This window comes from Mesorhizobium sp. WSM4836 (assembly GCF_055811815.1).
The window spans coordinates 11,859-38,536 of the sequence record NZ_JBVVQF010000017.1; the positions used below are offsets into that span (position 1 = coordinate 11,859).

Sequence of the window (26,678 nt, forward strand, 5' to 3'; positions counted from 1 at the left end):
CGCGGTGCCAACATGAAATATTGCCTAATTTTATCAATCCTAGCTTTGGCCGCCTGCAAGACAACCCATGGGCTTGCGACCTGCGCGGGTGCGCCATTCCAACTGAACGTGGGACAATGGGAAACCACCCCTGAGGATCTTCAGGTCGATTGCGCGGACGAGCCCAAGTGAAGTTTCCTGAACATGCCCTTCTGGTGGAGAGGGAAACGCTCGCCGCCCACTACAAAGAGGTGGAAGCGTTTCAAACTTCACGAGCGAAGTCTGCGCGGCGCCTGTCAAAGGCCCTTATAGCCTTTGCGGCGGCGGCGGTCCTAGGAAATGTTGCCCAGGCATTTACCATCGCTGCCATGGTCCCGTTGGCCAAGCTCGTACCTGTGTTCCTCTGGGTACGGCCAGACGGGACCGTTGATAGCGAAGTGTCAATCTCTCAACTGCCCGCAACCCAAGACCGAGCCGTCATAAATGCTTCGCTGTGGGAATATGTACGCCTGCGCGAAGGCTACACGGCAGATACAGCCCAATACGCCTATGACCTCGTATCCAGCTTCAGCGCACCGGCTGTGCGACAGCAATATCAAGATTTCTTCAACTATCCGAATCCCACCTCGCCGCAAGTCACAGTCGGCAAGCGCGGCAAGTTCGAGGTTGGGCATATTTCCTCAAACGACATCAGTCCGGACGTTCAACAGATCCGATACAAACGTACGCTTGTTGTCGATGGGCAGATGCCGATGGTGACCACCTGGACAGCAACCATCCGCTACGAGCGCCTGACAGGTCTGCCTGGCCAATCGAGGCTCACCAATCCGGGAGGTCTACTCGTCACGTCCTATCAAGCCTCGGAAGATACCGTGTCAAACCTGGGCATTGTGCAGCCATGACAAAAAGAGCGTTTCTCGCGCTGGCCTGTTCACTTTTCTTAACGATGGAGGTGTGCGCGGAAGACACGCCACTTGCCGGCAAGCATGATGCGCGGATGCGCTACCTGGCTTACCGTCCCGACGAAGTGGTGCGCCTATCGACTGCAGTGGGGGCAACGCTGGTTGTCACATTCGCGGCCAACGAGACCGTCGCAGCCGTGGCCGTTTCCAACAGCAAAGACCTAGCTGCGCTCCCACGTGCCAACTATCTCTTTTTTAAGGCTAGCCGGATGCTCCCGCCGCAGCCGGTCATCGTGCTGGCCGAGAGTGAGTCGGGTACACGGAGATACGTCTTCAGTATTTCAACGAGAGCGATGCCAAAACTCGATGAGCAGCAACCTGACCTATACTACAGTGTTCAGTTCACCTACCCCGATGATGAGGCTGCTGCCCAGAGAAAGGAAGCAGAAAGGCGCTCGATTCTTGGTCAGGCCCGGGCGAAAGTGCTGCAACAAGAGAGAGTTCAGGATTTGTTGAATCGGCCCGCCGCAACTGCCAGTCCGGACGAAAGCAATTTTCACTACGTCGCAAAGGGCGATCGATCGCTGGCGCCGCTGGAAGTTTTCGATAATGGCTTTACGACCGTATTTGGCTTCGCAAGCAATTCGCGCATACCCTCCCTCTACGTTATCAATCCCGACGGCAAGGAAGCCGCTGCCAATTACACGGTCAAAGGGGACTATGTTGAAGTATCCGCAGTCGCCCGGGAATGGCGTCTGAGAGATGGCAATACGGTCTTGTCCATTTTCAACAGGGCTTATGATCCTGTGGGACGAGCGCCAGGGACCGGTACAGTGAGACCCGACGTGTGGCGCCTTCTGAAAGGCTCGGGCCGATGAATGGAACCGGCCCACAGTCGGGACATGATGTCGATGCATCCGGATCGATGGTCTCGGAGCCGGCCCGCCGGCATCTATCGGGATCGCAGAAATTGGCCGTCGCTGGTCTTGTTCTTATCTCATCTCTATCGCTGATCTGGCTCGGAGGTCGTCCCAGTACACAGGACGAACCATCTGAGCCAAAACCGGCAATTTTCCCCAACGCCGAGCCATACCGCCCCGTGCCAATCGAGATTGCTCCCGAACCTCCAGCACCCGTACAGGCGGCGCAGGCGGCAGATCCTGCGCCATCCACGCCGCCCCCGGCTTCAGCTGATCCGCCGCCCGAGGAAACACCAATTTTCGCCTACAGTAGCAGCAGTCAGATGCACGGCGACGGTCAACGGAGCGAAGATAACCATAAGGATGCTCCCGCGACCGCAGATGAGATTTCAATCGAGGGCGATCTGTCAGGCCGATTGAAGCCAGATATACAGGAGCCGAGCCGGGCCACACTTTTGCCGCACCCCGATCTCGTGATTACTCAAGGAACGATCATTCCCTGCATTTTGCAGACGGCAGTCGACACAAATTTACCCGGCTATGTGAAGTGCGTCTTACCTAAAGACGTCCGCGGCACGACCAACAATGTCGTGCTCTTGGACCGCGGGACGACCGTGATTGGCGAAATCCAGCGCGGTCTCCAGCAGGGGGATGCGCGTGTCTTCGTGCTGTGGACGCGCATCGAAACACCTGACCATGCCCTCGTTTCGATAGCATCGCCGGGCGCTGACGAGCTCGGCCGCTCCGGAATGCCTGGCACGGTGGACAATCACTTCCGGGAACGCTTTGGCGGCGCGATTCTCATGAGCGTCATCCAAGGCGCGTTTCAGGCGGCCGGTCAATACGCGGCCAGCTCTGGCGGAGGAAGCGGCATCAACAGCTTCCAGAGCAATGGTGGACAAGCCGTCGAGACGACACTGAGAGCGACGGTCAACATTCCGCCAACCCTGAAGAAAAACCAGGGAGATGCTGTATCCATCTTTGTAGCTCGGGACCTCGATTTCTCAGATGTATACGATCTTAGAGCGACTGCCGCGGCGCCAAACCCCCAACATCGCGAACGCAGGAGAGACAACAATGCGATCGGAGGCTGATCCTCAATTGCGTTTGCTTCTCGAGCCCGTTCTAAAATGGCTTGAGGAGCCAAGAACCGAAGAGGTCGCTATCAACCGGCCTGGGGAAGCCTTTGTCCGACAGGCCGGCGTTTTCACGAAACATCGGCTACCGCTATCTTATGACGATCTGGAGGACATCGCGATACTCGCTGGAGCGCTGCGCAAGCAAGATGTCGGACCGCAAAGCCCCCTGTGTGCGACTGAGTTGCCGGACGGAGAGCGGCTGCAGATCTGTTTGCCGCCCGCTGTCCCCTCAGGAACAATAAGCCTGACGATACGGCGTCCTTCAAGTCGTGTGACCGAACTCAAGGAAGTTTCAACTCGCTACGAATACTCGCGTTGGAATCAATGGCGGTCACGAAAAGAGCGCCAAGCGCAGCAGGACGAAACGATTCTTCAGCACTACGACCATGGTGACTTGGAGCAATTTTTGCAAGCGTGCGTTTGGGGACGGCTCACGATGCTGCTTTGCGGACAGACTGGAAGCGGTAAAACTACAATGAGCAAGACTTTGATCAGCGCCATACCCCTGCAAGAAAGGCTGATAACTATCGAGGACACGCTCGAACTTGTAATCCCGCACGAGAACCATGTCCGGTTACTCTATCCAAAAGACCGGGCAGGCATAGCTGCGGTGACGGCAGAGCAACTGTTGCAAGCCAGCTTGCGCATGCGCCCTGATCGAATATTGCTCGGTGAGATGCGCGACGATGCTGCATGGGCCTACCTTAGCGAAGTCGTCTCCGGCCATGCGGGATCAATATCAACGATTCACGGGGCTGATCCTGTCCAAGGCTTTAAAAAGCTCTTTTCACTCGTCAAGAGCAGCCCGCAAGGAGCTGCTGTGGAAGACCGCACGCTTCTTGACATGCTGTCGGCTGCCATTGACGTCATTGTGCCGTTCCGCACCCAAGGGGACGTCTATGAGGTGGGAGAGGTATGGCTCGCCGCCGATGCCCGGCGACGCGGAGAGACAGTAGCCGACCTTCTTAACAAGCACTGAGGCTAGAGCAACGTCTCGGGATCGATAAGTCGGCCGGCACGATTGGAGTGGGTGTGTCGAGCGCCATCCGCTGGATTGCGCGGGCGAAGCTCGGCGAGTTGGTGCCGCGCCCGCAGGGCCATTGCAGCGCTTCCAGCCTCGTCGCGCAGGAAGCCTTCATCGAGCATGGCGGCAGGTTTGCGTGTTGGGGAGCCATTTCCTTGGGCAGACGCAGACCACAGCGCCTGACGAACTTGTATTGGCGAATTCCATCCTCCTCCTCAGATTGCCTCGGTAGCCTGAGCGCGACGGCGGCTATCATGCCATCATCATCGTACGAATCGCATGCTCCATTATCCTGGACGAGACCGGCTTGGCTAGCCAAAGGACGAAGCTCTGATTATCAGATGTGACCGGCATGGGGTCGATTCCACCAATGACTATGATAGGCACCGTCATGAGGGTGGGACATACGGCTTCGGCCTGTCCTCGCTCGAGGAACGGGGTTTTACCGATAATTAGCAGGTCAGCTGCCTTCCCGCTCTCGATCCAGTCGCAAAGACTTTCGAAGTTCGCGAAGCCGACCGGCTTATAACCCAGCGCGGCGATCTTGTCCTTGTAGATCTCCAACGTTGCTGGATCGGACTCCACGACTGCAATGATTTCTTCGTTGCCGAGTGATCCATCGTATTGGCCGAAAGCGATATCAGCTCTGACTGGCTCCTCCTCGGAGGCGGGTAAGTAGAGGTCGAAGCGAGTACCTCGGCCAATAGACGAGGTGACGTCAAGGCATCCCGCGAGCGCGCTCACATGGCTGTCCACTGCAGCAAGACCCAGTCCGGTCCCGCCGACGCGAGCGCGCGTGGTAAAAAAGGGCTCAAAGATATGCGGAAGTACCGAGCTTGCGATCCCTGGGCCATCGTCGCTGATGGAGAGGAGAACGTAATCTCCCGGTCTCAAGGTGCCCTGAGCCAGCGGCTTCGTGTGATGGACGTGGGCGCGAGAAACGCTAACCTCGACACGGCCCCCATTCAAGAGAGCCTCCGACGCGTTCTTGCACAGATTCATAAGAATCTGCTGTAGCTCGGTTGGGCTGCCCTCGATTACCGTTTGCGACTCGTTGATCTTGAAGTTCAACTGAACATCCGCACGAACTGTAACCCGCAGCAATGGCGCAAGATCCATGACAATTTCGGAGACATCGAAAGGCATTACCGCGCGCTTCCGGTTCCGGCTTAGTGACAAAATCTGGTCAACGATCAGCTTGGCTCGGTTACCGGCCAAGATGATTTGGCCGATGTGGCTCCGAATTCTCGAGGGGCCGCGCACAACACGTATGGCTATCTCTGCGTAGCCGATTATTGCTCCTAAAATATTGTTGAATTCATGTGCAGCGCCGCTTGCGATTGTGCCGACCGTCCTCAGCCTTTCCGCATGTTCCCATCGACTCACGAGAAGGTTGCGTTCCGCGTGTACACGTTGCATTTCAAGATGGTTGCTTAAACGCACAGTGGCGCTGCCAAGAAGCCGGAGGTCGTCTGCTGAGGGAAGTGAGCGGTCTCCTTCAAAAACAAGGATGCAAACCGCAGCCTGCTGATCGGAGGCCCTGCAACCAACAATTTGACAAACACCCGAAGTGCCTACGGCGGCCCGAACCACTTGCGGTGCCGGAACGACGCGAAACACTGGCTGTCCTGGCTGGATAAGTGAGACGACTTCGTCGATAAGCGCGGCGTTCCAGACGCGCATGCGCGTGTTCGTCACAAAGCACTCGGTATCCTTGGTGAGACTCGGATCCACCAGAGCAAGCGCGCATTGATCCGCATCGAAGACGCGTTGAACGAGTCTAAGCGCTGCTTCGGTGGAGAAGCGCCGCGAGGCCTCCGTTGCTTGACTGTCGTTGAAGCGAGCTTCGATCTCACTCATTGCCGCTTCAAGCTTCAACCGCCTTTCCAACCGTTTCGTCCGCACATGCAGCCTGGAGGCCCGAACGATCCCAAACAAGCAGAGGCATATGGACAACGAGCCAAAGAAAAGTCGCGTATGCTGCGCTTGCGCGCTGGCCAAGCTGTAGCCTTTCAGATGTTCTCGCTCCAGTTCAGCGGCCTTGGCGAACGTGTCGAAGGATGCGATCCGCTTGGCAGCGCGGTCCAACCTAGACATAGCCGACAGGACAGCGCGGCCCTTGCGGACAACATCCGCGGCGGCTTGGTCCTGGCTCGGAGCAAGTCGGTCGAGAGACCGATCGATCTGTGATGCGAGGCTGAGTGCCGGTCTGGCCGAAAACTGAAGGATTGGATTGGAAAGTTCAAGCCGGCTTGACGGTGCCCCCTCAAGGCTATTAACGGAGCGAGCAAAATCTGCGAGAGAGCTTTGCATAAGCTCATTTTGCGCGGCCAAGGCTGAGATGGCAGCCTCGGTGTGTTCGATGGATTTTTTGAGCTGTGCAAGCAATCTGGAGTGCCCTCCGGAGCTCTCATCGGGCGAAATCTCGAGATGGCCTTGCAAGCTTGTAAGATTTCTTTGCAATGCCTGGCCGGTAGAGGCAACCGAACGGTAGTCCAATACGATATCGGTCCGAGCGCGGGCGACGTCGCGCTGGAGCAATGCGGAGTTGATTTGAATCGTTCGCAGCTCGCTTAGGACCGCCTCGTTGATCCGGGGGGCCTGCCTCTGTGTCCCGACCAAGAGCACAAGCGAGGCCGCTAGCGCGAATACAAATACTTTGTCGGTACTGAGCCATTTTTCCCAATGAAACGGCGTTTGATCCGCGGTGCACGCCTTGCGAAGGTCCGATCTGAATTCTAGCTCCCCACCCCTTCGGTGTGCTGCCGGATGCTGTTGGAACAGGAAAGCCAGGTGTACCTCTCCCTCATAAAGACGGTTTAAGATCGTCGCCAAGTTGGTCTTGATCCGCTTCCACGACGAGGATTAGCTCCCAAGGGCCTCTGCGACGCGGAGCGCATCCTCACGATATTGGGAATCAGACGTCGATATAGCGCGCCAGCCTGGCCTCGCCCGTGACCGGGACCTCAGCCGAGGCCTAGGATGAAGCGCCGATTGGGTGAACGGATAGGTCGCGCGTTCAGGGGGTAGAGTGAGGTAAATCGCTCCATGTCTGCCGGGTCGACCTCAACCGGTTCCGTCGCCAGCATCCACTCGACGTTTTCGGTGCATGGCGGAGTCGTCAAGGATCCCGCATACGTCCAGTAGCCAAGTGAGGCCGGTAGAAGCCCATTGGGGTCGACCTCGTCGACCGCCGTCTCCTCGCCTGAGATTGCCGGAAATGCTGCGGCAAGGCTGGCGAAGCTGGCATTTGTCGCGCCTGGCGCCAGAAACACGCCCAGCACACCCAGAGTGTCGCTGTCGGTGTCCTTATGGACAAAATGCGCTTCCATCGGAAAATTCTTGCCTGCCACGTAGTGTTCGCTCGGCGCATGGAAATGGAACTGTACCAGTTCGTAGACACGATGCCCGCGGGTGAGGGTGCTGCCTTGCGGCAGGTTGACTTGGATGGTGTGGCCGTTGTTCACCATCCTGCCGCCGCCCTTGTGCCAACCTATGGCGATGTGCGGAATATCCGCCTTGACCGCGCCCTTGATATCGATCGGCGATTGCTGCGTGCCCGCCGAGCAGACGAAATTTCTCTTATCCAGATCGCCCCAGTGTTCGGGCCCGGCTGGGCCGGCATATCCCCAATGGGTGCCCGCCGCCCCCGCGGCATCAGCGCAAATGGGGCACGCGCCGAGTGCAACGAATCCTTTGATCAGACTACGACGATGCATATTGCTTTCGCTCCTGGACGTGAACTGAGTTTATCATTTGCGGCCGGTATGGCGGGAACTGTGGTCGCAACTGTGATGTGGCAACATCATCGCAACTACGCCGAACAACTCGGCATACGACCAGCGCATCACGCAGGGCTTCACGTCGGCGCATAGACGACATCCTCGTCAGGACCGCCGCTGAGCTTCGTTGTCCTCACCGACGGTATGCGGTTTGTAGCGGCCATTTTCACCGGGTAGATGGTCCGAGCTATCTGCGCCGAATACGTGGTTGTTGCCTCCACGACCACCGATTGCCTGGGTATCCCAGATCGCATCCTCGGCCTCGTGACGCCTTCATATTCATCATCCGTCGACTAGAGAAATCGATTGCTTCAATTAAGAACATTCACGTTTTGGATGCATTCACGCGCATCCGCGGTACTGCTGAGGACGCCTCACTTCGGCGGGCTTGCTATTGAACCGTTCGCCCTCCTCAAGCAGCTCAGGGCCGCCCCGTGTAGAAGCTGTTGCCGGCGAGTCTCGGTGCGGCAACCGTGACCGCATCAAGCGAGCACCCTGCCATCCTCGCCTCGGAGCATCTGGTCGACGCGGCAGCGTTTTGGGTGAAATCGGCCGAGGTGCGCTGCTGCCACAGCTTCCCACTTCAGCTGGCGTATCGAGCGCCTGTCGCAAACACCTCGCCTATTGCCAGCCAGTAGGACGGCACGACTAACTCAGCCAGCATAGGTGCGACATTGATCATACCCAAGCGATCCATAGCCTGGATGTATGGCATTCAACTAATCGATTTTACGAATTAGCGGGCATGCTCCATTAGAAGAACAACAATTGACCGAAAGCAAGTACGCCGACACCTGCTGCCGGCAACTTTCTTAGTTATGTTACGGGCGAGTGCGGCAGATCGGCCGAAATCGATCCAGCGGATGATTCTAGAACGGCACCATTTTCACATCGTTGGTGCGAGGCCTCAGTCCATCCAATTAAACCGGGAATTTCATCAGGTCTTCTATGCCGCGAGACTTTCGAGCCGATGTCCAGGCCTTGCGGGGTCTATCTGTCCTGCTGGTTGTCCTTTATCATACCCAAATCGCGCCGTTTGGTTATCTTGGCGTTGATATTTTCTTCGTAATTTCGGGCTTTCTGATCACCGGCCTCATCGCGACCCAGCTTGAGCAGTCACGGTTCAGCTATTGGGAATTCTATTATCGTCGTGCGAAGCGCCTGTTGCCGGCGGCCTATGTGGTCATTGCGCTCACGACGATCGCTGCACCCTTTTTCCTGTCAGATGCGGGCCTGCGGGACTTCCGAAGCCAGGTCCTCGGGGCGCTCACATTCACCGGCAACATCGTTCTCTGGTCTCAGGCGGACTATTTCGGCGAATCCGCCGAAACCAAGCCTCTCCTGCATTTCTGGTCGCTCGCTGTCGAAGAACAGTGTTATCTGCTGCTTCCTGCTTTCTTGGCCTTGGCTCCCAAGAGATGGCGGCTCACAGCGGTTAGTTTGCTCCTGGTTGCCAGCCTGGCACTGTGTCTCTACGTGGCCATTCGTCACCCATACGCTGCATTTTATCTTTTGCCGACCCGCTTTTGGGAAATAGCAATTGGTTCGCTCGGGGCATTGCTTCCCGCCAGCGCTCGCGTGGCGGCCAGGTTTGCGGCGCTGCGCCTCCCGGCGCTCGTGCTTATCCTCCTTATTCCGATTGGACTTGGTTCGCAGAACCCGATCGTGGATGCCGCTTTGGTTTGCTTGGCAACCCTGATCCTCCTGCTGTCGCCCAGCAGGGATAATGTGGCGGTTCGAAGCATGGCAAGGATCGGGGATATCTCGTACTCGCTCTATCTGGTCCATTGGCCGGTGCTTGTATATGTGCGGGCTGCTTGGCTGGCAGACCCTCCCGCGCTTGCGATCTATGCGGCAGTTGCCTTCTCAGTTGTAGCAAGCTTAGTTCTTCACCGTTTCGTGGAAAAGCCGTTCCGGCAGGGATTCTTCGCATCTCGTGGACGGATGGCCTCAGGACTCGTTGCCGCAACGGTTCTTCTCGGCTTCGCACTGTCAGTCGACATTGGCGCAGCCGAAAGTAGGGTTGGCTTTTCCGAGAGCCGACGCATCAATTACGGCCTGGCAAGGGCATGTGATCTCACATCTGGATCGCCTCCCCAGGCCATTCCGAAGGCCTGCCAGACGACGGACAGGCCCGAATTGCTGGTCTGGGGCGATTCATTTGCCATGGCACTGGTTCCCGGCTTGGCCAAGACGATCGGAGAGGCCGGCCTGGCTCAGCTCACGATGAGCGGGTGCTTCCCCGCCATCGGCGTTGCTGCCTTCAAGCGCGCAGCGTCTCCCTCCTTCGCTGAGGACTGTATTCGCTTCAATGACAGTGTTTTGGGTATCCTGAAAAATCGGCCGGAGATAAAGACCGTTGTCATTTCGAGCCCATTTGACGCCCCTGACTCCAAAGACTTCATGCTGCTTAAGAGGCGTGATGGGACATTCACGGAAGTTGACACTTCGGTAGATGGAGCCGTTGAGGGTATCAAGTCTCTCATCGAGGCCGTTCGCGCTTTGGGCAGGCGAGTGGTCGTAGTTGCTCCCCCACCAGTCGCAGGCTTCGATATCGGCGATTGCCTTGAGCGAAAGGTGAGAGGAAATATTATGCTCGGGCGGCACAGTGATTGCGAAATCTATGTCACCGATTACCGCCGGATGAGATCCCGCACTCTTGAGCTCTTGAACCAAGTGGCTGTGAAAGCTGACGTAGAGGTTGTCTCTTACCACGACTTTCTCTGCGACGACACAAAATGCAGAACCGAGATCGATGGCAAATTTCTCTACCGAGACAGCGGCCACCTTTCCTATGAAGGATCAGAGATCATCGCTCAGAAGACAAGGCTTGCTGAGAGGCTGATCAGGGCTGCTCGTTAGAGCATTTTCGAAATGAATACTGTTTCAAGACTATTTTTTGGGCTTCAGACATTGGAATGCTCCCAATAAGCCCGCAACTTGGGGTCGAATTGTTACCATACCTAAGTGTCCGCTCCAAAAAGAAGTGGGTGATTTCATCGGGTTACCGTCACTGGGTGGATTCGGCGGCTCGGCGGGCCGAGACAGGTTTGCGCGATCTCATTCATCCGCCCGACTCGACAAAGCTCCCGGCCCGTGGTTGTGCAACCGAGTCGGGCGATGGGTAAACGGAAGCTTCTCAAGGCTCAAAGCACCTACTGCAAAGGCCGGTGGTCAGACGATCTCGCTTCCTTAAGAGCTGGTGGCGTCTAACTCTGCAGATGTACTCCACCGATCCGAGCAGGGGCGTCCCCGGCTCTTGGCCGACGATCTGACGATAGGTTGCCACGCTCACCAGGAGCTGCTCACGGGCAGCGGCCAATTGCGCCGCGGCAGAGCCGCGCGAAGCGTCGGCCTGAGCGAGGTCAGTACGTGTAGCCCTCGCCGACCTTAAAGCGCGAACGCGCAGCTCGCGCCTGCTCCGTCAGGAACCGCACGTTTTGGTGCGTCAGCACCGCTACCTCCGGTCGCGAACGACGTTCATAGACCTGGGCCAGTGAGCCGCTGTCGCGGTGGCCGCCTTCTTCTGCAGCTTCTCGAAAACAAACCGCTTGCCTTCGCGCACGCTGTCTTCGAGCGGCTTCGCCTTCGCCAAATGCGCCGCAATCGCGCTGGCCAGCATGCAACCTGTTCCGCGCATCGATGCGGCAAGGCGCGGTGTATCGACGTAGATGGGTTCATGATCGGAGCGCAATAGAATATCGGTCGATCGGGGTCCCGAGGCATGCCCACCCTTGATCAGCAGGGCCTGAGGGCCGGCGGCCAACAGTCTTTGTCCCTGTTGGAGTGCACCGTCCTCATCCACTGCCAGTTCGGAGCCAATAAGGCGTGCCAGTTCGGGAAGGTTTGGCATGACAAGGCAGCAAAGCGGCATCAGATCGCGCTTCATCACGGCGATAGCGCCTGCCTCTAGGAGCGCCCGGCCTGAGGTGGAGGCCAGCACTGGGTCGAGTATTACCGGCACTTGCGGGTATTTGCGCAGCACAGCGGCAACGGCAACAACGATATCGGCATTCGCCAGCATGCCGATTTTGGTGGTCGCCACATTGTTGGCCCGCAGCGCGGCGCGCATCTGATCGGCGACCAGGCTCGGTGGAGAATGATGAATTTCCATCACGGCGTCGTGCGTTTGCACCGTTAGCGCAGTGACGGCCAGACAGGTGCGCACGCCAATGGATGCGATCGTTTCGATATCGCGTGCTATTCCAGCACCCCCGCTGGAATCCGACCCCCCAACGACAAGCACATGCGGTTCTCGTCTCATCGCCATCGGTCCGTCTTTTCGATCCACTCCCTGGTGCGCGCTTCGGGATCGGAGCTCAAAGTGATGTCGGTGACCACTGCGGCGCTGTCGGCGCCGGCTTCAAAGACGCCGTCGAGGCGGCCAGGGTTGAGGCCGCCGATAGTGACTAATGGAATTGGCGCCACCCGCCGCTTCCACTCGCTGATCCGCTCTAGCCCTTGCGGTGCCCACTTCATTTTCTTCAAGATGGTGGGATAGATCGGACCCAGCGCAACATAGTCGGGATCGGCAAAAATGGCGGTTGCCAGCTCGACATGATCATGCGTGCTCAACCCGAGCCTGACACCGGCTGACCGTATCCTTGAGAGGTCGGCGGTTTGCAGATCTTCCTGGCCGAGATGCACGAAGTCGCAGCCTTCCTCGATTGCCAGGCGCCAATGATCGTTGACGATGAGCTGGCATTTGTGTTGGGCACACAAGGCCTTCGATTTTCGGATTTCGGCGCGCAACCCGGTCTCATTCATGCTTTTGATGCGAAGCTGAACCAGCTTGACGCCGAGCGGCGCCAGCCGTTCGATCCAGGCAGCGCTGTCGACGATCAGGTAGAAGGGATCGAGCTTCATGAAAAAACCGCCCTGCCGATCGTCGGTGTCGATGGCACGGCGACGTCGCGCGGTTCGAGCATTCCGGAAAGGAAGGCTTCGCGGCCGGCTTCGACTGCTTTGCCGAATGCGCGCGCCATGCCGACTGGATCGGCTGCCCTGGCGACCGCCGTGTTCAGGAGCACGGCGTCAAAGCCGAGTTCCATGACGGTCGCCGCATGCGACGGCCGCCCCAGGCCAGCGTCCACAATCAGCGGGACGCCAGGGAGATGTCCGCGCATCAAGCGCAGCGCCGTTATGTTGGTCGGTCCGAGAGCGGAACCGATCGGTGCGCACCACGGCATCAAGACCTTGCAGCCCGCCTCCAGCAGCCGCTCGGCGACAATAAGGTCGTCGGTGGTATAGGGGAACACCGAAAAGCCGTCCTCGCACAGGATGCGGGCGGCTTCGACCAGGCCGAACACATCAGGCTGCAGCGTGTCGTGGTTGCCGATCACCTCGAGCTTGATCCAGGTCGTCCCGAACACCTCGCGCGCCATTCTCGCCGTCGTGACCGCTTCCTTGACGGAGTGGCAGCCGGCCGTGTTGGGCAGGATTCTTGTGCCAAGCGAGCGGATCAGCGACCAGAACTTTTCGCCGTCCCTGCCGCCGGCCATCTCACGCCGTAGGGATACGGTCACCACCGAGGTGCCCGATGCCTGGACCGCATCGGCAAGGATGGCGGGCGATGGATATTGAGCCGTGCCGAGAAACAGCCGAGAGGAAAGCGTCGTCCCGAGAAGCTCGAACATGCTAGCCTCCCTGCATCGGTGAGAGGATTTCGATCCGGTCGCCGTCGCTCAACTGGAACTCCGCCCGGTTGGCTTTGTGCACGAGGTCGCTGTTGACGGCCGTCGCCAGCCAATCGCCTGCATAGTCGAGCGCGGCAAGCAGTTCGGCCAGCGTTGAGGCGTCAATCTCAAGCGCTTGGCCGTTGACGATCAGTTTCATTGGCGAGCTCCAAGGTCTTGTCGTGACTGAAGACGAGTTCGGCCGCCTGGCGCGCCATGGCGGGCGCGAGAAGAAAGCCATGGCGATAAAGCCCGTTGATCGCGACGGTGTTTCCGCGTGCTTCGACACGCGGCAGATTGTCGGGAAAGGCTGGACGGACGCCGACACCGGTTTCAACGATCTCGGCCTCACCAAAGGCCGGATGGAGGGTATAGGTCGCGCTCAAAAGCTCCATCATGGAACGCGCCGTGACCCGTCCAGCGGACTGGGTCTCGATCATCGTCGCGCCGGCCATAAAATGGTGGTCAGTGCGCGGCACCAGATAGAGGGGAAAGCGCGGGTGAAGAAGCCGGACCGGGCGCGACAGTGACATATCGGGCGTGCGCAGGATCAGCATTTCGCCACGAACGCCACGCAGTCGGTCGTCTTCCGCCGCCATGCCCGTGCAGTCGATCCGGCGATCGAAACCGGAGCCAAGCCGGGCGTCGGCGCCGAAGCGGAACTCGACGCCCATCGCTGCCAGTCTGTCATGCAGTGCCGCCATCGCCTGGCGCGGGTCGAGATGGGCTTCGTCGGGGAAGAGCAATCCACGACGGAAGCGGCCGGCGAGGTCGGGCTCCAGCAACGCGATTTCATCTTCATCGACGCACCGATGGCCCGACGTGCGGCGGGCGAACCGGTCGAGCTCGCCCGCATCGCGTGGCGCGGCCACGACCAGTGTTCCGGCTCGTGTCACTTGACCGGGTGTTGCCGCATCCCACCAGTCGGCGGCGTCGCGTCCGAGATCGAGCACGGACTGCTCGGCGCTTTCACGCTCGCACCAGGGCGCCAGCATGCCGCCGGCGAACCATGACGCATTGCCGCCAAGGCTGTGCCTTGTCTCGGCAACCGTCACAGCCGCGCCGCGCGTAGCGAGCTCGAAAGCTGCGGTGAGGCCAGCGACGCCGGCCCCTTTGACCAACACCCTCATGATCGCTCATGCGCCTCCGAAGGCATAAGCGCTGCGCCGGTCTCTTCCGCCGGCACGTAGAGGTCACCGCCCTTGCGGTACTTCGCCGCCATCGCCGCCATGCCCTCCTTCTGCGCCTCGGCGCGGATGTCGTGGGAAATGCGCATCGAACAGAATTTCGGCCCGCACATCGAGCAGAAATGCGCCAGCTTGTGCGCCTCCTTGGGCAAGGTCTGGTCATGGAAGGACCGCGCGGTTTCCGGATCGAGCGACAGGTTGAACTGATCCTCCCAGCGGAACTCGAATCTGGCCCGCGACAGCGCGTCGTCGCGGAGGTTCGCCGCCGGGTGACCCTTCGCCAGGTCGGCGGCATGGGCGGCGATCTTGTAGGTGATCACGCCGGTCTTGACGTCGTTGCGATCGGGAAGGCCGAGATGTTCCTTCGGCGTGACATAGCAGAGCATGGCGGTGCCGAACCAGCCGATCATGGCGGCGCCGATACCGGAGGTGATGTGGTCATAGCCCGGCGCGATGTCGGTCGTCAGCGGTCCCAGCGTATAGAACGGCGCCTCGCCGCAGACAGCGAGCTGCTTGTCCATGTTCTGCTTGATTTTGTGCATCGGCACGTGGCCGGGCCCCTCGATCATCACCTGACAATCCTTCGCCCAGGCGATCTGCGTCAGCTCGCCAAGTGTTTCCAGTTCGGCGAATTGCGCCGCGTCATTGGCGTCGGCAATCGACCCGGGACGAAGGCCGTCGCCGAGCGAAAAGGACACATCGTAGGCGCGGCAGATGTCACAGATTTCCGCGAAATGCTCGTAAAGGAAGCTTTCCCGGTGATGGTGCAGGCACCATTTGGCCATGATCGACCCGCCTCGCGAGACGATGCCCGTGACCCGGTCAATGGTCAGCGGAATATAGTGCAGCCGCACGCCGGCGTGGATGGTGAAATAGTCGACGCCCTGTTCGGCCTGCTCGATCAGCGTGTCGCGATACACCTCCCAGGTCAGGTCCTCGGCAATGCCGTTGACCTTCTCCAGCGCCTGGTAGAGCGGCACCGTGCCGATCGGCACCGGCGCATTGCGCACGATCCATTCGCGGATGTTGTGGATGTTGCGGCCGGTCGACAGGTCCATCACCGTATCGGCGCCCCAGCGGATCGCCCAGACCATCTTTTCGACCTCTTCGGCCATCGAGGAGGTGACCGCCGAGTTGCCGATATTGGCGTTGATCTTGACCAGGAAATTGCGGCCGATGATCATCGGCTCGCTCTCGGGATGATTGATGTTGGCGGGAATGATCGCCCGTCCGCGCGCCACTTCCTCGCGCACGAATTCCGGTGTGACGAAGTCGGGGATAGCGGCGCCGAAGGCCTCGCCGTCCCGCTCAAGCTTGCCACGCAGGATGTCGCGGCCGAGGTTCTCGCGGATAGCGACGAACTCCATTTCAGGCGTGATGATGCCGGCGCGCGCATAGGCAAGCTGGGTCACCGCCTTGCCCTGCTTGGCCCTGAGTGGCCGGCTGCGAATGGGAAACTCCGGCGTCAGGCGCTCGCCCGCCGCAAATCCGTTGTCCTCCGGCCGGACGTGGCGGCCCTCATAGGCTTCGACATCGCCACGCGCCGTAATCCATTCGTGCCGAAGCCGTGCAAGGCCGTTTTCAATGCTGGTTTCGACAGTCGGGTCGGTATAGGGGCCGGACGGATCGTAAACGGTGACGGGCGGCTCACCGGCTGTCGGATGGACGGAGATTTCGCGCATCGGCACCCTGATCTGCGGGTGGATGGCACCGGGCTTGTGGATTTTCCGGGAGGCGGGCAACGGTCCCGTCGAGACGGCGGGAGTGAGGGCATTCATCTGAGGCTCCTTTGCTCAAGCATTGGAGATCCAGTTCTGTGCCGGAAGGATGAAAAGACGCTTCTGTTGACCTGCCGAAACAGGACCTCGGGCGTAAACTCCCGCAAAGCGCTTGCACCGTCCCTACGCCAGTATGAACTGGATCAGGTTCAACGGGTCACTGCGCCGCGAAAGCCAGCAGTATCTCAGCCCCTTGCCGGGACTCCCCTGGTGAATGCTTCAGGTTGAACGGGCCGGCGCCGATTTGTCAAGCGCATTCGGGCCGAGGCGATGATCGGTAGCCGGTCAGACCATATGTCGGCGACAAACCAGGCGTTGGAGACGAAGACAGGGATAAGGGGTCGCAAACGGTTGAACTAAAGATCGGTCCTTATGATGATTACGCCTTCAATCGGCACCGAAGGTTTGCGCGTAAATCGCCTTCGGGCGATCCGCTGGGGCGCCGACACCAGATGGAGTTGTTTAAAATGAGCTTTGGAATCGGAGTATGCCGCCGAGGCTGTTCTTTTTGCCGACGTGAGTCCAGTTCACGCGGGAATGGTCGACCGCGCCGGCGCCGAAGTTGCTGTAGTGGTCGTAGTCGACTTCGGCTGTGACTGTGAAACCTGGAACGACCAAGTAGGCGACGTTTGCAGCCACACCAGAGTTCCAGAACTGATCACCCGAGACCTGAAGGTTGAACGAAGTTTTCTCGTTGAGTGTGTAAGTGGAGCCGGCCCAGAAAGCCCAGTTGCCGCTCCAAGTTTTGTAGAAGCCGCGACCGTGAGCGGCGACTGCATTGGTTGGGTCATCATTGAGATTGCCAATGGAGCCATAGCCGAACATTCCGAATAGCGACAGGTCATCTGTGACATTGAAATCGACGCGGACCTTGCCGGCCAAAGCATCGTAGTTGCTGTCACGGGCGATTACGCCGGTGATCGCGCCCCAGCCCTGCGTCTGTTTTACGCCGAAGACGACGTGCGGAACATGGCTGTCGATAGTACCGACTACACCCGACCCTTGTTCAAGTGAAACCAGAGCCGAAAAGCCATTGCCGGCATCGAAGTAATACTGGGCCACGTTGGTATCGAAGTCGCCGTACGGAACGAGTACGTTATTGAGGACGTTCCCGGCGTAGCCTGTAAACGTGTCGAAGGCCGACTCGTCCTTACCAACTCGGAGGCCACCAAGCTGAATCCAGGCGGAAGCCAACTTGACGCCGCTGTTGAAGCCATAGTTCTGAGGGCTGTCCGGACCCGGATGAGCGTTGCGGTTGCCGAAGTTCACGCGGTTTTCAGTATAGGTCTTCAGTGCGCCGAGTTCGGTCTCCTGGCGCGTCCAAGTTTTGAACGTGAAACGCGTGTTGTTTCGCCAGGTGCCCCGAGCCTCGCCAGGGCTCCCATCGGTGGTTCTTGCCCCGTCATAGGATCGGACATCGCCGAGGCCGACGTCGTAACGGATGTAGCCGCCGATGCGCAGGCAGGTCTCGGTGTCGGGGATATGGAAGTAGCCCGAACCGTAGACGTCGCAGATCTTGACGTATTCGGTCGGGTCCGGCGCAGAGACTTGGTCCGCCGCGCGAGCGACGGAAACGGAGATCAGGGCCGCAACTGAGCTGAGAAGAAGGCTGCTTACGTTCATTCCGGATATCCATTCAAAGGTTAAAAGATAATCATCAAGATGAGTTCTCGTGAATGCTAAAAGTGCGCAATTGAACGTTTGAAACTTTTGTTGCACAAAAACGAACTGCTCAAACGACTGGAGATTTACGGAAGAACAACTATGCTTGGTCATGCATTGCCCGAAAAAGGTGGGATTCGACCTGTGTCAGGCTCAAAGAAAGGCAGGACGCCTATTGCTTTGCCCCGCTGCGCTTCCACACTGCTGTTCAGCCACTCAGTTAGATTCAGCACTTCTGAACAAATCGCCATTATTCATCTCTGCTATTTGTGGGTTGGGCGTCGGCGTTCGATGCAGAGCAGCAAGCGACGTGCCATACTGAAGAGGTAGCTCGCGCTGACACTTAAATGCCCGGCGAAACTTCGTCGTGCTCTCTTCTTTTTTGCTTTTGGGGGTCACGCTGAGCACGAAAAACAGATGTTTCGGACATGGTTCGTATGTTCGATATGTGACACTTTCGTTCGATACCGTCAGCATTTGTTCGCTGTCAGCCGACGAAGCGACGCCTCTGGGCACGTTGCGCTATGACCAGCAGGGCGCGCCCGAGTGCGCTGCGTTTGAATACGATGCAGGCTGGCTGACAGCAGCGGAAGGCTTCTCGATCGAACCGGGTCTGCCATCGTCACAGGCCCTCAATTCCATCGGAAGACCGGCGACGGATCCCATAGCGCGATCGCCGACACGGAGCCGGACGGATGGGGCCGGCGTGTTATCCAGCGCGACCACGCCAAGCCTCGCCAAGAGGCGAGCCGGGGGAAATGGCGCCGAAACGCGACCTCTGAACGCGATGGATTACCTAGGCAGTGGATGACATGAGCCGCATTGGTGCGCTTCCGCTTGCAGGGCGAAGAGAGGGTTACGAAAGAACGATCGAGGAGGGTCGACGCACCACGCCGCCGCTCATTGAAATCAGCCGAACTCCTCGCTGCGACGCATGCCGTCGAGACGAACACCGAGACGGCAACGGATCTCGCCTATTTGCGTGGACGTAGCACGTCCCTTGGCGGCCTTCGTCCGAAATGTTCTGTTGACGACGACGCCTCGCTATCGGCAAATTTCCGAAGGTTGCCGATGATCGCTCTGTCACGAAGGGCGAAGTGCTCTCGTCAGGCTGCAATTCGAAATGCTTGATCATGTCCTCGAACGGGCCTGGTTCTGGCTGGCCCAGCGCCAGCTGATAGCGGGTCAGATCCTCCTGCAGGTCTCTGAGCCGCAAAGCGCTGGCTGAAGCGCACGTCGAAGGTGATGCTGATCGGCTTGTGCGCAGGCCGCGCACCAGCGTTCGAGACCCATGCCCTCCTTCTTGCCGTCGAGCGCCGCCTCGAAGATGGCCCAGAACCGACCGTTCCTGCCCCCGCCCTCAAGGGCCCGCGGCGGCAGGGTATTCGCAAGAGAGCGCCGGACGCATTGCCTCGCCTACTGGCGATGCGGTCTTCGCGCTGCTCGAAGTCGACCGGCGCAGCAGATCCCAATGCACGATGCGATCGCCTTCGTGATCACGTCACCTGGGAGGACGAGAAACGATTGTTGAGGCACGGGTACGAGCTGCCTCAGTGGTTCGTTCGATCGAAAGCACTGTTTGCGGAGGACGCTCTCCATCATGCAGTGCCAGGAGACGCTGGCCGACTTCCTTATCCGCTGCCGTGAGCCGATGATTCAGGCGAAGAAAGTCCATCCAGGTTGGCGTGCGGAATGTCTCTGTCCAAATCGAAGGCGTTTGAAGATTGCGCTGGAGTGTCCAGTTTCGCGCACCGGCACGGCTCTGAACATGGCGCCTTGTGCGCATGTAGCCCAGAAAGGTCTCGATATTCTCTTCGGATATAAGATACTCGACCTTGACCACTATGGGGCCACTCCTGGGCTTCAACTCGAGTGCCAGCTCCGGCGGGTGAAAATCCGAACTCTCCTGATCCGTTTCTTCCCATGGACGGACCGGCAACAATATTCCCGCAGCTGCAACGAGCAAAAGAGCGCCTGCGGCACCCTCCAAAGCCCAGCCTAGCGAGTAGTTCTGTGCGACAGTACCCCAGATCCAGCTGCCGGCCGCCATCCCGCCTGCGCTCAAGGCGTAGTAGATCGACAGTGTGCGGCCAACGACCCACCTTGGGCTGGCCAGCTGCACCGACACGTCAATGCCCGTCCAGGTGATAAGCCAACCCGCGCCACCAAGTGCCAGCGAAATGGCCGCCACAGCGACTGACGATGTGAGTGCAAGGGAAAGGCAACATGCTGCACAAGCAACGGAGGCAAACGACACCAGCCTGTCTTGAGACGTGATCCGCCTTAGAAAGCTATTGCTCATGCCGGCGATGAAAGCACCCATGCCGAAGCCGGCCAGCAAGATGCCGTAGATGATTGGCCCGCTCTTCAGCTGATCCCGGACGACTAGCGGGAGCAGCGCAAGGATGGAGATGCTAGCCAACCCGAAAAGGGTTGCACGGGCAATCGCTGCCCTGATTTCCAAGGACATGACGGTGAAGCGCAGTCCGTCATGAATTGCCATCGTCATTCGCTCACGAGGGAGAGGTGACGTGCGAACATTCCATCTAGTGCGCCATATTGCGGTTAGCGGTGCCAGATCGCTCAGCGCTGCCAACGCGAAAGCGGCCAGCGGTCCAAAAAATGCCAAGACCACGCCCCCCAAAGCCGGACCAACGCTGCGCACAATGTTGTATCCGACAGACATAAGCGTCACCGCAGCCGGGATGTCGCGCTTGTGAAGGATATCGCCAACAGAAGCGTGCCAGGCCGGATCATTCAAGGCAAAGCCGCAGCCGGCCAGGAACCCTAATCCTAGAATTAGCCAGGGACCGGCAAATCCCAGACCCACGGAAATCATCAGCGTCGTTGATGCCAATGCGATCAGGCAGTGCCCCGCAAACATCACCCATCGGCGGCTGAAGTTGTCAGCGATGGCTCCGGCCAAGATCGAGAGGAAGAACACCGGTAAGGTCGATGCGGCCTGCACGAGTGCAACCATCAGATCCGAAGCGGAAATCGTGGCCATCAGCCAACTGATAGCGACCGTTTGCACGAGCCACCCGAGGCTGGATATTTGTGTGGCCGTCCAGATCGAGCGAAACACCTGGTTTCGAAATGGAGCGAGCGTTGTTGAGACAGGCAGATGAGTATTTTTTTCGGACTGCATGACGGTTGACGCCTTCGAGGGACCGCTTATTCAATTCAAGGCTGCCCTACTACCGTTAGATGTTGATCAATGGATCAGAAGGGCCGACATATCGATTAGGATGACTTCATCGCAATGAGGAGGGCGCGCATGAGCTCGGATACCTCCGCTCTCCTGAACTGGCGCTAACCCCTCCTCGCCCAGCAAGGTAGCCTCACCGATCGTCCTGCTCGACAAGAAATCGTCTGCAGGGTGATCGCTCTCGTTCACCGAGCCAGCGCCCATGTAACTTGCCGGCGCAATTTTTTCGTATTGGGCCGTGTTGGTAGTGTCATTCGTGACCAATCCTGTTCATGGCCGTCGTACCGCTAGATTCCTAGGATGAGGGCGCCTCCGGTGAGGCCGGCACCGGCCGCCGCAAGGAGAATCTTTTCGCCCGCCCGAAACGGCTGCGTCCGATGGGCGAGCGACAGCGAGAGCGGGATCGTCGCGGCGGAAGAGTTGCCGTACTCGGCGACCGTCTTGACGATTGCCTGATCCGCTATTCCGAGGTTCCTCCCGACCACATCGAAAATCCGAGCATTGGCCTGATGCGGCACGAAACGAACAATGTCTCGCGGCAGCATTCGGGCAGAAGTGAGCGCGTCCTGCGAGCAGGCCGTCATCATGTCCACGGCCTTGCTGAACACTGCGCGGCCGTCACTCATTGTCATCCGGGTCTGCGCCAGGTCTAGGTCGCCATGGAACGGCGTGTTGCTTCCGCCGGCGGGAATCTGGATCAGCCCGTAGCGCGAGCCATCCGAATTCACAGAGGCGCCGAGAATGCCCCGATCGGGGTCGTCGCACGGACCGATCACCACGGCGCCTGCGGCATCGGCAAACAGCACGGCGCTGGCGCGCTCCGCCGGATTGATGCGGCGGCTGAGGATGTTGGCGGCGATGACCAGGGTCGTTTTGCCTTGAACGCGGGTGAAGCCGTCGGCGAACATCAGCGCATAGATGAAGCCGGCGCAGGCGCCGGTCAGATCGATCGCGCCGGCACGGCCTAGTCCCAGGCGATGTGCGACCAGCGGCGCGCTTGGCGGCAAGAGGTGATCGGGTGTCGAGGTGGCAAGCAGCAAAAGACCGATGTCGCGGCGGTCGATGCCGGCATTCGCCAGCGCCATCTCGCCGGCATGCGCGGCAAGACCCGACAACGTGTCTTGGTCCGTTGCCCAGAAGCGCGAGCGTATCCCGGTCCGCTGCTCGATCCAGCCGGGCTCAAGCCCGAGACGGATTTCGATTTCCGGATTCTCGACCTTGCGCGACGGCGCATGATGACCCAAGCCGAGAATCGTCGACGATCTCATCATGGCCGGAAACCGAAGCGTTCGCCGGCCTCCTCGATGGCGTCATAGAGCCCGTCCAGCTCGTTGCCGGTGATGCAGTAGGGCGGCAGAACATAGAGCACATTGCCCAGCGGGCGCACGAGCAGGCCGCGGTCGAGGAAGAAAGCGCGCAGCCTTGGTCCGATCTCGGCCAGATAACCGGCCGAGCCGGCGCACAGATCGAGAGCTGCGATCGTGCCGGTTGCCCGGCAGTCTGTGAAGTTGGTATTGTTGCGAAAGCGTCGAAGTCCGGCGGCCTGCCCGGCGCTCAAGGCCGCAATCCGCTCCGCCACCGGCTCCTCCCGCCATATCTCGACATTGGCAAGTGCTGCCGCGCAGGCGATCGGGTTGGCGGTGTAGGAGCTCGAGTGGAAGAACGTCTTCTGCCGGTCCTCGGAATAGTGGGCCTGGAAGATCGGATCGGTCGCGAGTGTGGCCGCCAGTGGGATCGCGCCGCCGCTCAAGCCCTTCGAGGTGCAGAGTATATCCGGAGAGATCGACGCCTGCTCGCAGGCGAACATGGTTCCGGTGCGCCCCCAGCCGGTCATCACCTCATCGGCGATCAGCAGCGTGCCGGAGGCTTCGGCGACCTTTTTCAATTCGGCCAGAACCCAGGCCGGATACATCAGCATGCCGCCGGCGCCAAGCACTAGCGGCTCGACGATCAGCGCGGCGGCGCGGCGGTCGCGACAGAAAGCCTCGAACCGATCTAGCGTTTCCTGCTCGCGCCCTGCGGCCGGAAACGGAATGGTGTCGACCTCGAACAGCAGGGGTTCGTAGGCGGCGTTGAACACGCCGCGGGCTCCGACGCTCATCGTGCCGATCGTGTCGCCATGATAGCTGTGTTCCATGACGACGATGCGCGAACGCGGCGCGCCGATGTTGCGGTAATAGCCGAGCGCCATCTTCAGCGCGACTTCTACGGACGTCGATCCACTGTCGGAATAAAAGACCCAGTCGAGGCCTGCCGGCACTATTTCGATCAGCGCCGAGGCCAATTGCTCTGCCGGCTGATGGGTGAGGCCGGCGAAGATCACCTGGTCGAGCATCTCCGTCGCAATCCGGATTGCTTCCATGATCCGTGAATGGCGGTGGCCGTGGGTGACCACCCACCAGGAGGAGATTGCATCGAGGATACGCCTTCCGTCACTCGTCTGTAGCCAAGCCCCTTCCGTGCGGACAACGGACGGGATGGCCGGCTCGATCGCGTGCTGGGTGAATGGATGCCAGACCCGCGACCGCGACATCATTCGCCTCCGGCTATCTGGGCGAGGTCGAAGCCGGCAAACATGGCCTTCCGCAGAGTTTCGCGCGTCAGCGGAACGAGGTGTGGCAGCCTTCCGAGCTGACGCACCGAGCCGAATTCGGTGATTGTCCTTTGCGTATCGGCCACCTCTTCGCCGATAAACGCGATGCCGATTAGCGGGATCGAGCGAACCCGCAGGGCTTCGATCGACAGCAGGGTGTGGTTGATCGTGCCGAGCTCGGTGCGAGCGCACAGAATAACCGGCAGCCGCCATTCAGCGAAGATGTCAATAAAGCTTGTCTGTCGGTTGATCGGCACCATCAGTCCTCCAGCGCCTTCGATGACGAGCGGTGTCGGCAGGACCGGAAATGAAAGATCGGCAGCTTCGATGGAGACGCCGTCGATTTCGGCAGAACGATGCGGCGACAGCGGGCTCTTCAAACGGTGAGCTTCCGGCAGCACGCGCCCTGACGGCAGGCCGGCGAGCCGTTCAACCACCTCGCTGTCGGTCTCCTCATCGAGACCCGATTGCACCGGCTTCCAGTAGAAGCCGTCGAGCAGGCCGGCGAGTCCCGCCGAAAAGACCGTTTTGCCAATTCCGGTATCTGTTCCGGTGACGACGATACGCTTGATCATGCCGTGGCCAACACCGCGGCGAGCGTCTCGACCATGGCCGAAATGTCAGCGTGGCCGACATTCAGGGTCAGCGAAATGCGCAGCCGCGACGTGCCCTCCGGCACCGTCGGCGGACGAATGCCGCGTATGTCGAAGCCGCGGGCCTGCAGAGCCGCCGCGACCTCCATGGTGCGCGTCACATCGCCGATCACAAATGGCTGGATCTGCGAGCCGTTGAGCTTTGCGCCGCAACGCTCGGCCAGTTGCCGGCTTGCCAAGGCAACGTGCTCATGCAGCTGAACGCGGCGCATCGGCTCGTCGACCAGTATTGCGAGCGCTTCGCGCGCCGCCACCGCCATGAGCGGCGAGGGCGCCGTGGCGTAGATGAAGGGCCGGCAGCGGTTGACAATATAATCGCACAGCGTTCCTGGCCCGGTGAGGAGCGCGCCGGACGCGCCGAGCGCCTTGCCGCATGTATGCAGCGCGACGATGTTGTCGCGGCCCTCGAACGCGGTGGCAAGGCCGCGGCCGTGCGGTCCCCAGACCCCGGTGGCATGTGCCTCGTCGACCACTATGAATGCCTCGTGCCGATCGGCAAGGGCGACTAGGCTCTCCATCGGCGCGAAGTCGCCATCCATGCTATACAGGCTTTCGACCGCGATCCAGATATGCCCCATGCCACCTTCGGCGCGCCAGCGCCTGATAGTATCCTCGAAAGCATCAACGTCATTGTGCGTAGCCGACCTGAACTCGGCGCGTCCGGCTCGCGCCCCTTCGTGCATGCTGGCATGAGCGAGTTCGTCGAGGATCAGGAGGTCGCCCGTCTGCGGCAGGGCGGTCAGCAGGGCAAAGTTGGCGATGTAGCCGCTGCTGAAGAACAGCGCCCGCTCGGCCCCGAAGAACGACGCCGCATCTGCCTCCAAGGCCTCATGCTCCGGCGCGTTGCCGCGCAGAAGGCGCGATCCGGTTGCGCCGACCGGGGTGCCCCGCGCGATTGCCGCCCCCACTGCATCGCCAAGTCTCTTCGAGGCGGCAAGCCCGAGATAGTCGTTGGACGAGAAGTCGAAGCCGACGCGCGGCGCCAGTCTCCGCAGCCGGTCCTTGCGTGCCAGTCCCTGCAACGTTGCTTCATAGCGGGCTAGCTGTGGCCCGTTCATTTCGCCTCGCATTGCATCGACTCGATGCCGAGACGTCTAAATAGACGAATATCCTTGTCCTCGCTGGGATTGTCCGCTGTCAGCAGCGTGTCGCCGACAAAAATGGAATTGGCGCCGGCAAAGAAGCATAGCGCCTGGGTTTCGTCGCTCATCGCCGTCCGTCCGGCGGACAGCCTTACATAGGACTTCGGCATCATGATGCGGGCGAGCGCAATGGTACGGACGAAATCGATCGGATCGATGGGTTCGGCCTCGGCTAGCGGCGTGCCTTCGATAGGGATCAGCATGTTGATCGGCACGCTTTCCGGCGGCTCGGGCAGGTTCGCGAGCGTGACCAGCATGTCGATGCGATCGGCCTTTTCCTCTCCCATCCCGACAATGCCGCCGCAGCAGACCTTCATGCCAACTTCGCGCACGTGCCTAAGTGTTTCAAGCCGGTCGGCAAAGGTCCTGGTTGAAACAACCTCCCCGTAATAGCGCTCGGACGTGTCGATGTTGTGGTTGTAGTAGTCGAGACCGGCCGACTTCAGGCGCTGCGCCTGACTGAGGTCGAGCATGCCAAGCGTCATGCAGGTCTCCATGCCGAGTGCTTTCACGCCCTCGATCATGGCGACCACGGTGTCCATGTCGCGCTCCTTCGGACTGCGCCAGGCAGCCCCCATGCAATACCGGGTTGCGCCCGCATCTCGTGCCTTGGTCGCTTCGTCGATGACACGATTGACCTCCATAAGCTTCGACGCCTTCAGGCCGGTTTCGTAATGCGCAGACTGGCTGCAATAGCCGCAATCCTCCTGGCAGCCGCCGGTCTTGATGCTGAGCAGCCGCGACAGCTGCACCCGGTTGCGATCGAAGTTCTGCCGATGGACGGTGTGAGCCAGGAAGAGCAGATCGTTGAACGGCATGGCTTGGATAGCCTCGGCCTCTTTGCGGCTCCATCGGGCTGGGGCTCCATCGATCGTTTGCATGCCCTGGTTCACGTCACACTCCGAGTTCATTCCAGTCGTCATCGTCAAAGCCTCTGTTGCTGATCAGCGAGTGCGCTCAGGAGGTCCGTCGAGTCGCGAGCCCGTCCGATATGGCTCGTCGCGAGCGCAATACCGCAGGTTTAAAGGGTGAGC

General features: G+C 59.7%; 21 protein-coding genes, 1 pseudogene and 1 riboswitch. Of the genes and pseudogenes, 7 read left to right on the plus strand and 15 right to left on the minus strand.

The features are described from left to right. Window positions 1–12 precede the first annotated feature (12 nt). The 6 genes and pseudogenes from AC0L2P_RS19835 to AC0L2P_RS19860 form a co-directional block, all read left to right on the plus strand. Window positions 13–171, plus strand: a complete 159-nt coding sequence (locus AC0L2P_RS19835; RefSeq protein WP_473503217.1) for a type IV secretion system lipoprotein VirB7 — start codon at window positions 13–15, stop codon at window positions 169–171. Beyond that, window positions 168–881 (plus strand): type IV secretion system protein VirB8, encoded by a 714-nt coding sequence (locus AC0L2P_RS19840; RefSeq protein ID WP_473503219.1) that lies wholly within the window; start codon window positions 168–170, stop codon window positions 879–881. The genes AC0L2P_RS19835 and AC0L2P_RS19840 overlap by 4 nt, the downstream gene beginning before the upstream one ends. Beyond that, window positions 878–1,759: a P-type conjugative transfer protein VirB9 gene (locus tag AC0L2P_RS19845; protein WP_473503221.1), complete on the plus strand. Its 882-nt coding sequence runs from the start codon at window positions 878–880 to the stop codon at window positions 1,757–1,759. The genes AC0L2P_RS19840 and AC0L2P_RS19845 overlap by 4 nt, the downstream gene beginning before the upstream one ends. Further along, the gene (virB10, locus tag AC0L2P_RS19850) at window positions 1,756–2,895 is read left to right on the plus strand and encodes a type IV secretion system protein VirB10 (RefSeq protein WP_473503223.1); all 1,140 of its coding nucleotides are present in this window, start codon (window positions 1,756–1,758) and stop codon (window positions 2,893–2,895) included. The genes AC0L2P_RS19845 and virB10 overlap by 4 nt, the downstream gene beginning before the upstream one ends. Continuing rightward, window positions 2,879–3,919, plus strand: coding sequence for a P-type DNA transfer ATPase VirB11 (gene virB11 / locus AC0L2P_RS19855; RefSeq protein WP_473503225.1), 1,041 nt, complete (start codon window positions 2,879–2,881; stop codon window positions 3,917–3,919). The genes virB10 and virB11 overlap by 17 nt, the downstream gene beginning before the upstream one ends. 38 nt (window positions 3,920–3,957) lie before the next feature. Beyond that, window positions 3,958–4,080: pseudogene (locus AC0L2P_RS19860) on the plus strand (IS630 family transposase); the annotation flags it as partial. Window positions 4,081–4,216: 136 nt separating this feature from the next. Here AC0L2P_RS19860 and AC0L2P_RS19865 read toward each other — a convergent pair. Together AC0L2P_RS19865 and AC0L2P_RS19870 are read right to left on the minus strand one after the other, a co-directional pair. After that, window positions 4,217–6,799 carry a two-component system VirA-like sensor kinase gene (locus AC0L2P_RS19865; RefSeq protein WP_473503227.1) on the minus strand — a complete coding sequence of 861 codons (2,583 nt, stop codon included), beginning with the start codon at window positions 6,797–6,799 and terminating at the stop codon, window positions 4,217–4,219. Window positions 6,800–6,930: 131 nt separating this feature from the next. Continuing rightward, window positions 6,931–7,683 carry a carbonic anhydrase gene (locus tag AC0L2P_RS19870; RefSeq protein WP_473503229.1) on the minus strand — a complete coding sequence of 251 codons (753 nt, stop codon included), beginning with the start codon at window positions 7,681–7,683 and terminating at the stop codon, window positions 6,931–6,933. A gap of 1,011 nt (window positions 7,684–8,694) precedes the next feature. Here AC0L2P_RS19870 and AC0L2P_RS19875 point away from each other — a divergent pair. Further along, window positions 8,695–10,608 (plus strand): acyltransferase family protein, encoded by a 1,914-nt coding sequence (locus AC0L2P_RS19875; protein WP_473503231.1) that lies wholly within the window; start codon window positions 8,695–8,697, stop codon window positions 10,606–10,608. 595 nt (window positions 10,609–11,203) lie between these two features. Here AC0L2P_RS19875 and AC0L2P_RS19880 read toward each other — a convergent pair. From AC0L2P_RS19880 to bioB, 13 genes are all read right to left on the minus strand, one after another. Then, window positions 11,204–12,016, minus strand: a complete 813-nt coding sequence (locus AC0L2P_RS19880) for a hydroxymethylpyrimidine/phosphomethylpyrimidine kinase (protein ID WP_473503406.1) — start codon at window positions 12,014–12,016, stop codon at window positions 11,204–11,206. Continuing rightward, window positions 12,007–12,612: a thiamine phosphate synthase gene (locus AC0L2P_RS19885; RefSeq protein ID WP_473503232.1), complete on the minus strand. Its 606-nt coding sequence runs from the start codon at window positions 12,610–12,612 to the stop codon at window positions 12,007–12,009. The genes AC0L2P_RS19880 and AC0L2P_RS19885 overlap by 10 nt, the downstream gene beginning before the upstream one ends. Next, entirely contained in the window at window positions 12,609–13,382 is a 774-nt protein-coding gene (locus AC0L2P_RS19890) for a thiazole synthase (RefSeq protein WP_473503234.1), read from the minus strand. The genes AC0L2P_RS19885 and AC0L2P_RS19890 overlap by 4 nt, the downstream gene beginning before the upstream one ends. 1 nt (window position 13,383) lies before the next feature. Beyond that, window positions 13,384–13,581, minus strand: coding sequence for a sulfur carrier protein ThiS (gene thiS / locus AC0L2P_RS19895; protein WP_473503236.1), 198 nt, complete (start codon window positions 13,579–13,581; stop codon window positions 13,384–13,386). After that, complete coding sequence (gene thiO, locus AC0L2P_RS19900) at window positions 13,550–14,551, minus strand: glycine oxidase ThiO (protein ID WP_473503238.1); 1,002 nt, start codon at window positions 14,549–14,551, stop codon at window positions 13,550–13,552. The genes thiS and thiO overlap by 32 nt, the downstream gene beginning before the upstream one ends. After that, complete coding sequence (gene thiC, locus AC0L2P_RS19905; RefSeq protein WP_473503240.1) at window positions 14,548–16,386, minus strand: phosphomethylpyrimidine synthase ThiC; 1,839 nt, start codon at window positions 16,384–16,386, stop codon at window positions 14,548–14,550. Before thiC ends, thiO begins: the two co-directional genes overlap by 4 nt. A 102-nt stretch (window positions 16,387–16,488) precedes the next feature. Beyond that, window positions 16,489–16,605: riboswitch (TPP riboswitch) on the minus strand. Window positions 16,606–16,848: 243 nt separating this feature from the next. Further along, window positions 16,849–18,009: a porin gene (locus tag AC0L2P_RS19910; protein WP_473503242.1), complete on the minus strand. Its 1,161-nt coding sequence runs from the start codon at window positions 18,007–18,009 to the stop codon at window positions 16,849–16,851. A 1,540-nt stretch (window positions 18,010–19,549) separates the two neighbouring features. Next, the gene (locus AC0L2P_RS19915; RefSeq protein WP_473503244.1) at window positions 19,550–21,196 is read right to left on the minus strand and encodes an MFS transporter; all 1,647 of its coding nucleotides are present in this window, start codon (window positions 21,194–21,196) and stop codon (window positions 19,550–19,552) included. Window positions 21,197–21,543: 347 nt separating this feature from the next. Then, window positions 21,544–22,527, minus strand: coding sequence for a beta-ketoacyl-ACP synthase III (locus tag AC0L2P_RS19920; RefSeq protein WP_473503246.1), 984 nt, complete (start codon window positions 22,525–22,527; stop codon window positions 21,544–21,546). After that, window positions 22,524–23,789 (minus strand): adenosylmethionine--8-amino-7-oxononanoate transaminase, encoded by a 1,266-nt coding sequence (locus AC0L2P_RS19925; protein ID WP_473503248.1) that lies wholly within the window; start codon window positions 23,787–23,789, stop codon window positions 22,524–22,526. The genes AC0L2P_RS19920 and AC0L2P_RS19925 overlap by 4 nt, the downstream gene beginning before the upstream one ends. Next, a complete protein-coding gene (bioD, locus tag AC0L2P_RS19930) occupies window positions 23,789–24,424 on the minus strand; it encodes a dethiobiotin synthase (protein ID WP_473503250.1) in 636 nt (211 codons plus the stop codon). Before bioD ends, AC0L2P_RS19925 begins: the two co-directional genes overlap by 1 nt. Further along, window positions 24,421–25,560: an 8-amino-7-oxononanoate synthase gene (locus AC0L2P_RS19935; RefSeq protein WP_473503252.1), complete on the minus strand. Its 1,140-nt coding sequence runs from the start codon at window positions 25,558–25,560 to the stop codon at window positions 24,421–24,423. The genes bioD and AC0L2P_RS19935 overlap by 4 nt, the downstream gene beginning before the upstream one ends. Continuing rightward, window positions 25,557–26,525 carry a biotin synthase BioB gene (gene bioB / locus AC0L2P_RS19940; RefSeq protein WP_473503408.1) on the minus strand — a complete coding sequence of 323 codons (969 nt, stop codon included), beginning with the start codon at window positions 26,523–26,525 and terminating at the stop codon, window positions 25,557–25,559. Before bioB ends, AC0L2P_RS19935 begins: the two co-directional genes overlap by 4 nt. Window positions 26,526–26,678 lie beyond the last annotated feature (153 nt).

Bases quoted from the DNA above. Each gene is read 5' to 3' on its own strand.
- AC0L2P_RS19835 (WP_473503217.1), top strand. From the start codon at position 13: ATGAAATATTGCCTAATTTTATCAATCCTAGCTTTGGCCGCCTGCAAG.
- AC0L2P_RS19845 (WP_473503221.1), top strand. From the start codon at position 878: ATGACAAAAAGAGCGTTTCTCGCGCTGGCCTGTTCACTTTTCTTAACG.
- virB10 (WP_473503223.1), top strand. From the start codon at position 1,756: ATGAATGGAACCGGCCCACAGTCGGGACATGATGTCGATGCATCCGGA.
- virB11 (WP_473503225.1), top strand. From the start codon at position 2,879: ATGCGATCGGAGGCTGATCCTCAATTGCGTTTGCTTCTCGAGCCCGTT.
- AC0L2P_RS19870 (WP_473503229.1), bottom strand. From the start codon at position 7,683: ATGCATCGTCGTAGTCTGATCAAAGGATTCGTTGCACTCGGCGCGTGC.
- AC0L2P_RS19875 (WP_473503231.1), top strand. From the start codon at position 8,695: ATGCCGCGAGACTTTCGAGCCGATGTCCAGGCCTTGCGGGGTCTATCT.
- AC0L2P_RS19880 (WP_473503406.1), bottom strand. From the start codon at position 12,016: ATGGCGATGAGACGAGAACCGCATGTGCTTGTCGTTGGGGGGTCGGAT.
- AC0L2P_RS19885 (WP_473503232.1), bottom strand. From the start codon at position 12,612: ATGAAGCTCGATCCCTTCTACCTGATCGTCGACAGCGCTGCCTGGATC.
- AC0L2P_RS19890 (WP_473503234.1), bottom strand. From the start codon at position 13,382: ATGTTCGAGCTTCTCGGGACGACGCTTTCCTCTCGGCTGTTTCTCGGC.
- thiS (WP_473503236.1), bottom strand. From the start codon at position 13,581: ATGAAACTGATCGTCAACGGCCAAGCGCTTGAGATTGACGCCTCAACG.
- thiO (WP_473503238.1), bottom strand. From the start codon at position 14,551: ATGAGGGTGTTGGTCAAAGGGGCCGGCGTCGCTGGCCTCACCGCAGCT.
- thiC (WP_473503240.1), bottom strand. From the start codon at position 16,386: ATGAATGCCCTCACTCCCGCCGTCTCGACGGGACCGTTGCCCGCCTCC.
- AC0L2P_RS19910 (WP_473503242.1), bottom strand. From the start codon at position 18,009: ATGAACGTAAGCAGCCTTCTTCTCAGCTCAGTTGCGGCCCTGATCTCC.
- AC0L2P_RS19915 (WP_473503244.1), bottom strand. From the start codon at position 21,196: ATGCAGTCCGAAAAAAATACTCATCTGCCTGTCTCAACAACGCTCGCT.
- AC0L2P_RS19920 (WP_473503246.1), bottom strand. From the start codon at position 22,527: ATGATGAGATCGTCGACGATTCTCGGCTTGGGTCATCATGCGCCGTCG.
- AC0L2P_RS19925 (WP_473503248.1), bottom strand. From the start codon at position 23,789: ATGTCGCGGTCGCGGGTCTGGCATCCATTCACCCAGCACGCGATCGAG.
- bioD (WP_473503250.1), bottom strand. From the start codon at position 24,424: ATGATCAAGCGTATCGTCGTCACCGGAACAGATACCGGAATTGGCAAA.
- AC0L2P_RS19935 (WP_473503252.1), bottom strand. From the start codon at position 25,560: ATGAACGGGCCACAGCTAGCCCGCTATGAAGCAACGTTGCAGGGACTG.
- bioB (WP_473503408.1), bottom strand. From the start codon at position 26,525: ATGCAAACGATCGATGGAGCCCCAGCCCGATGGAGCCGCAAAGAGGCC.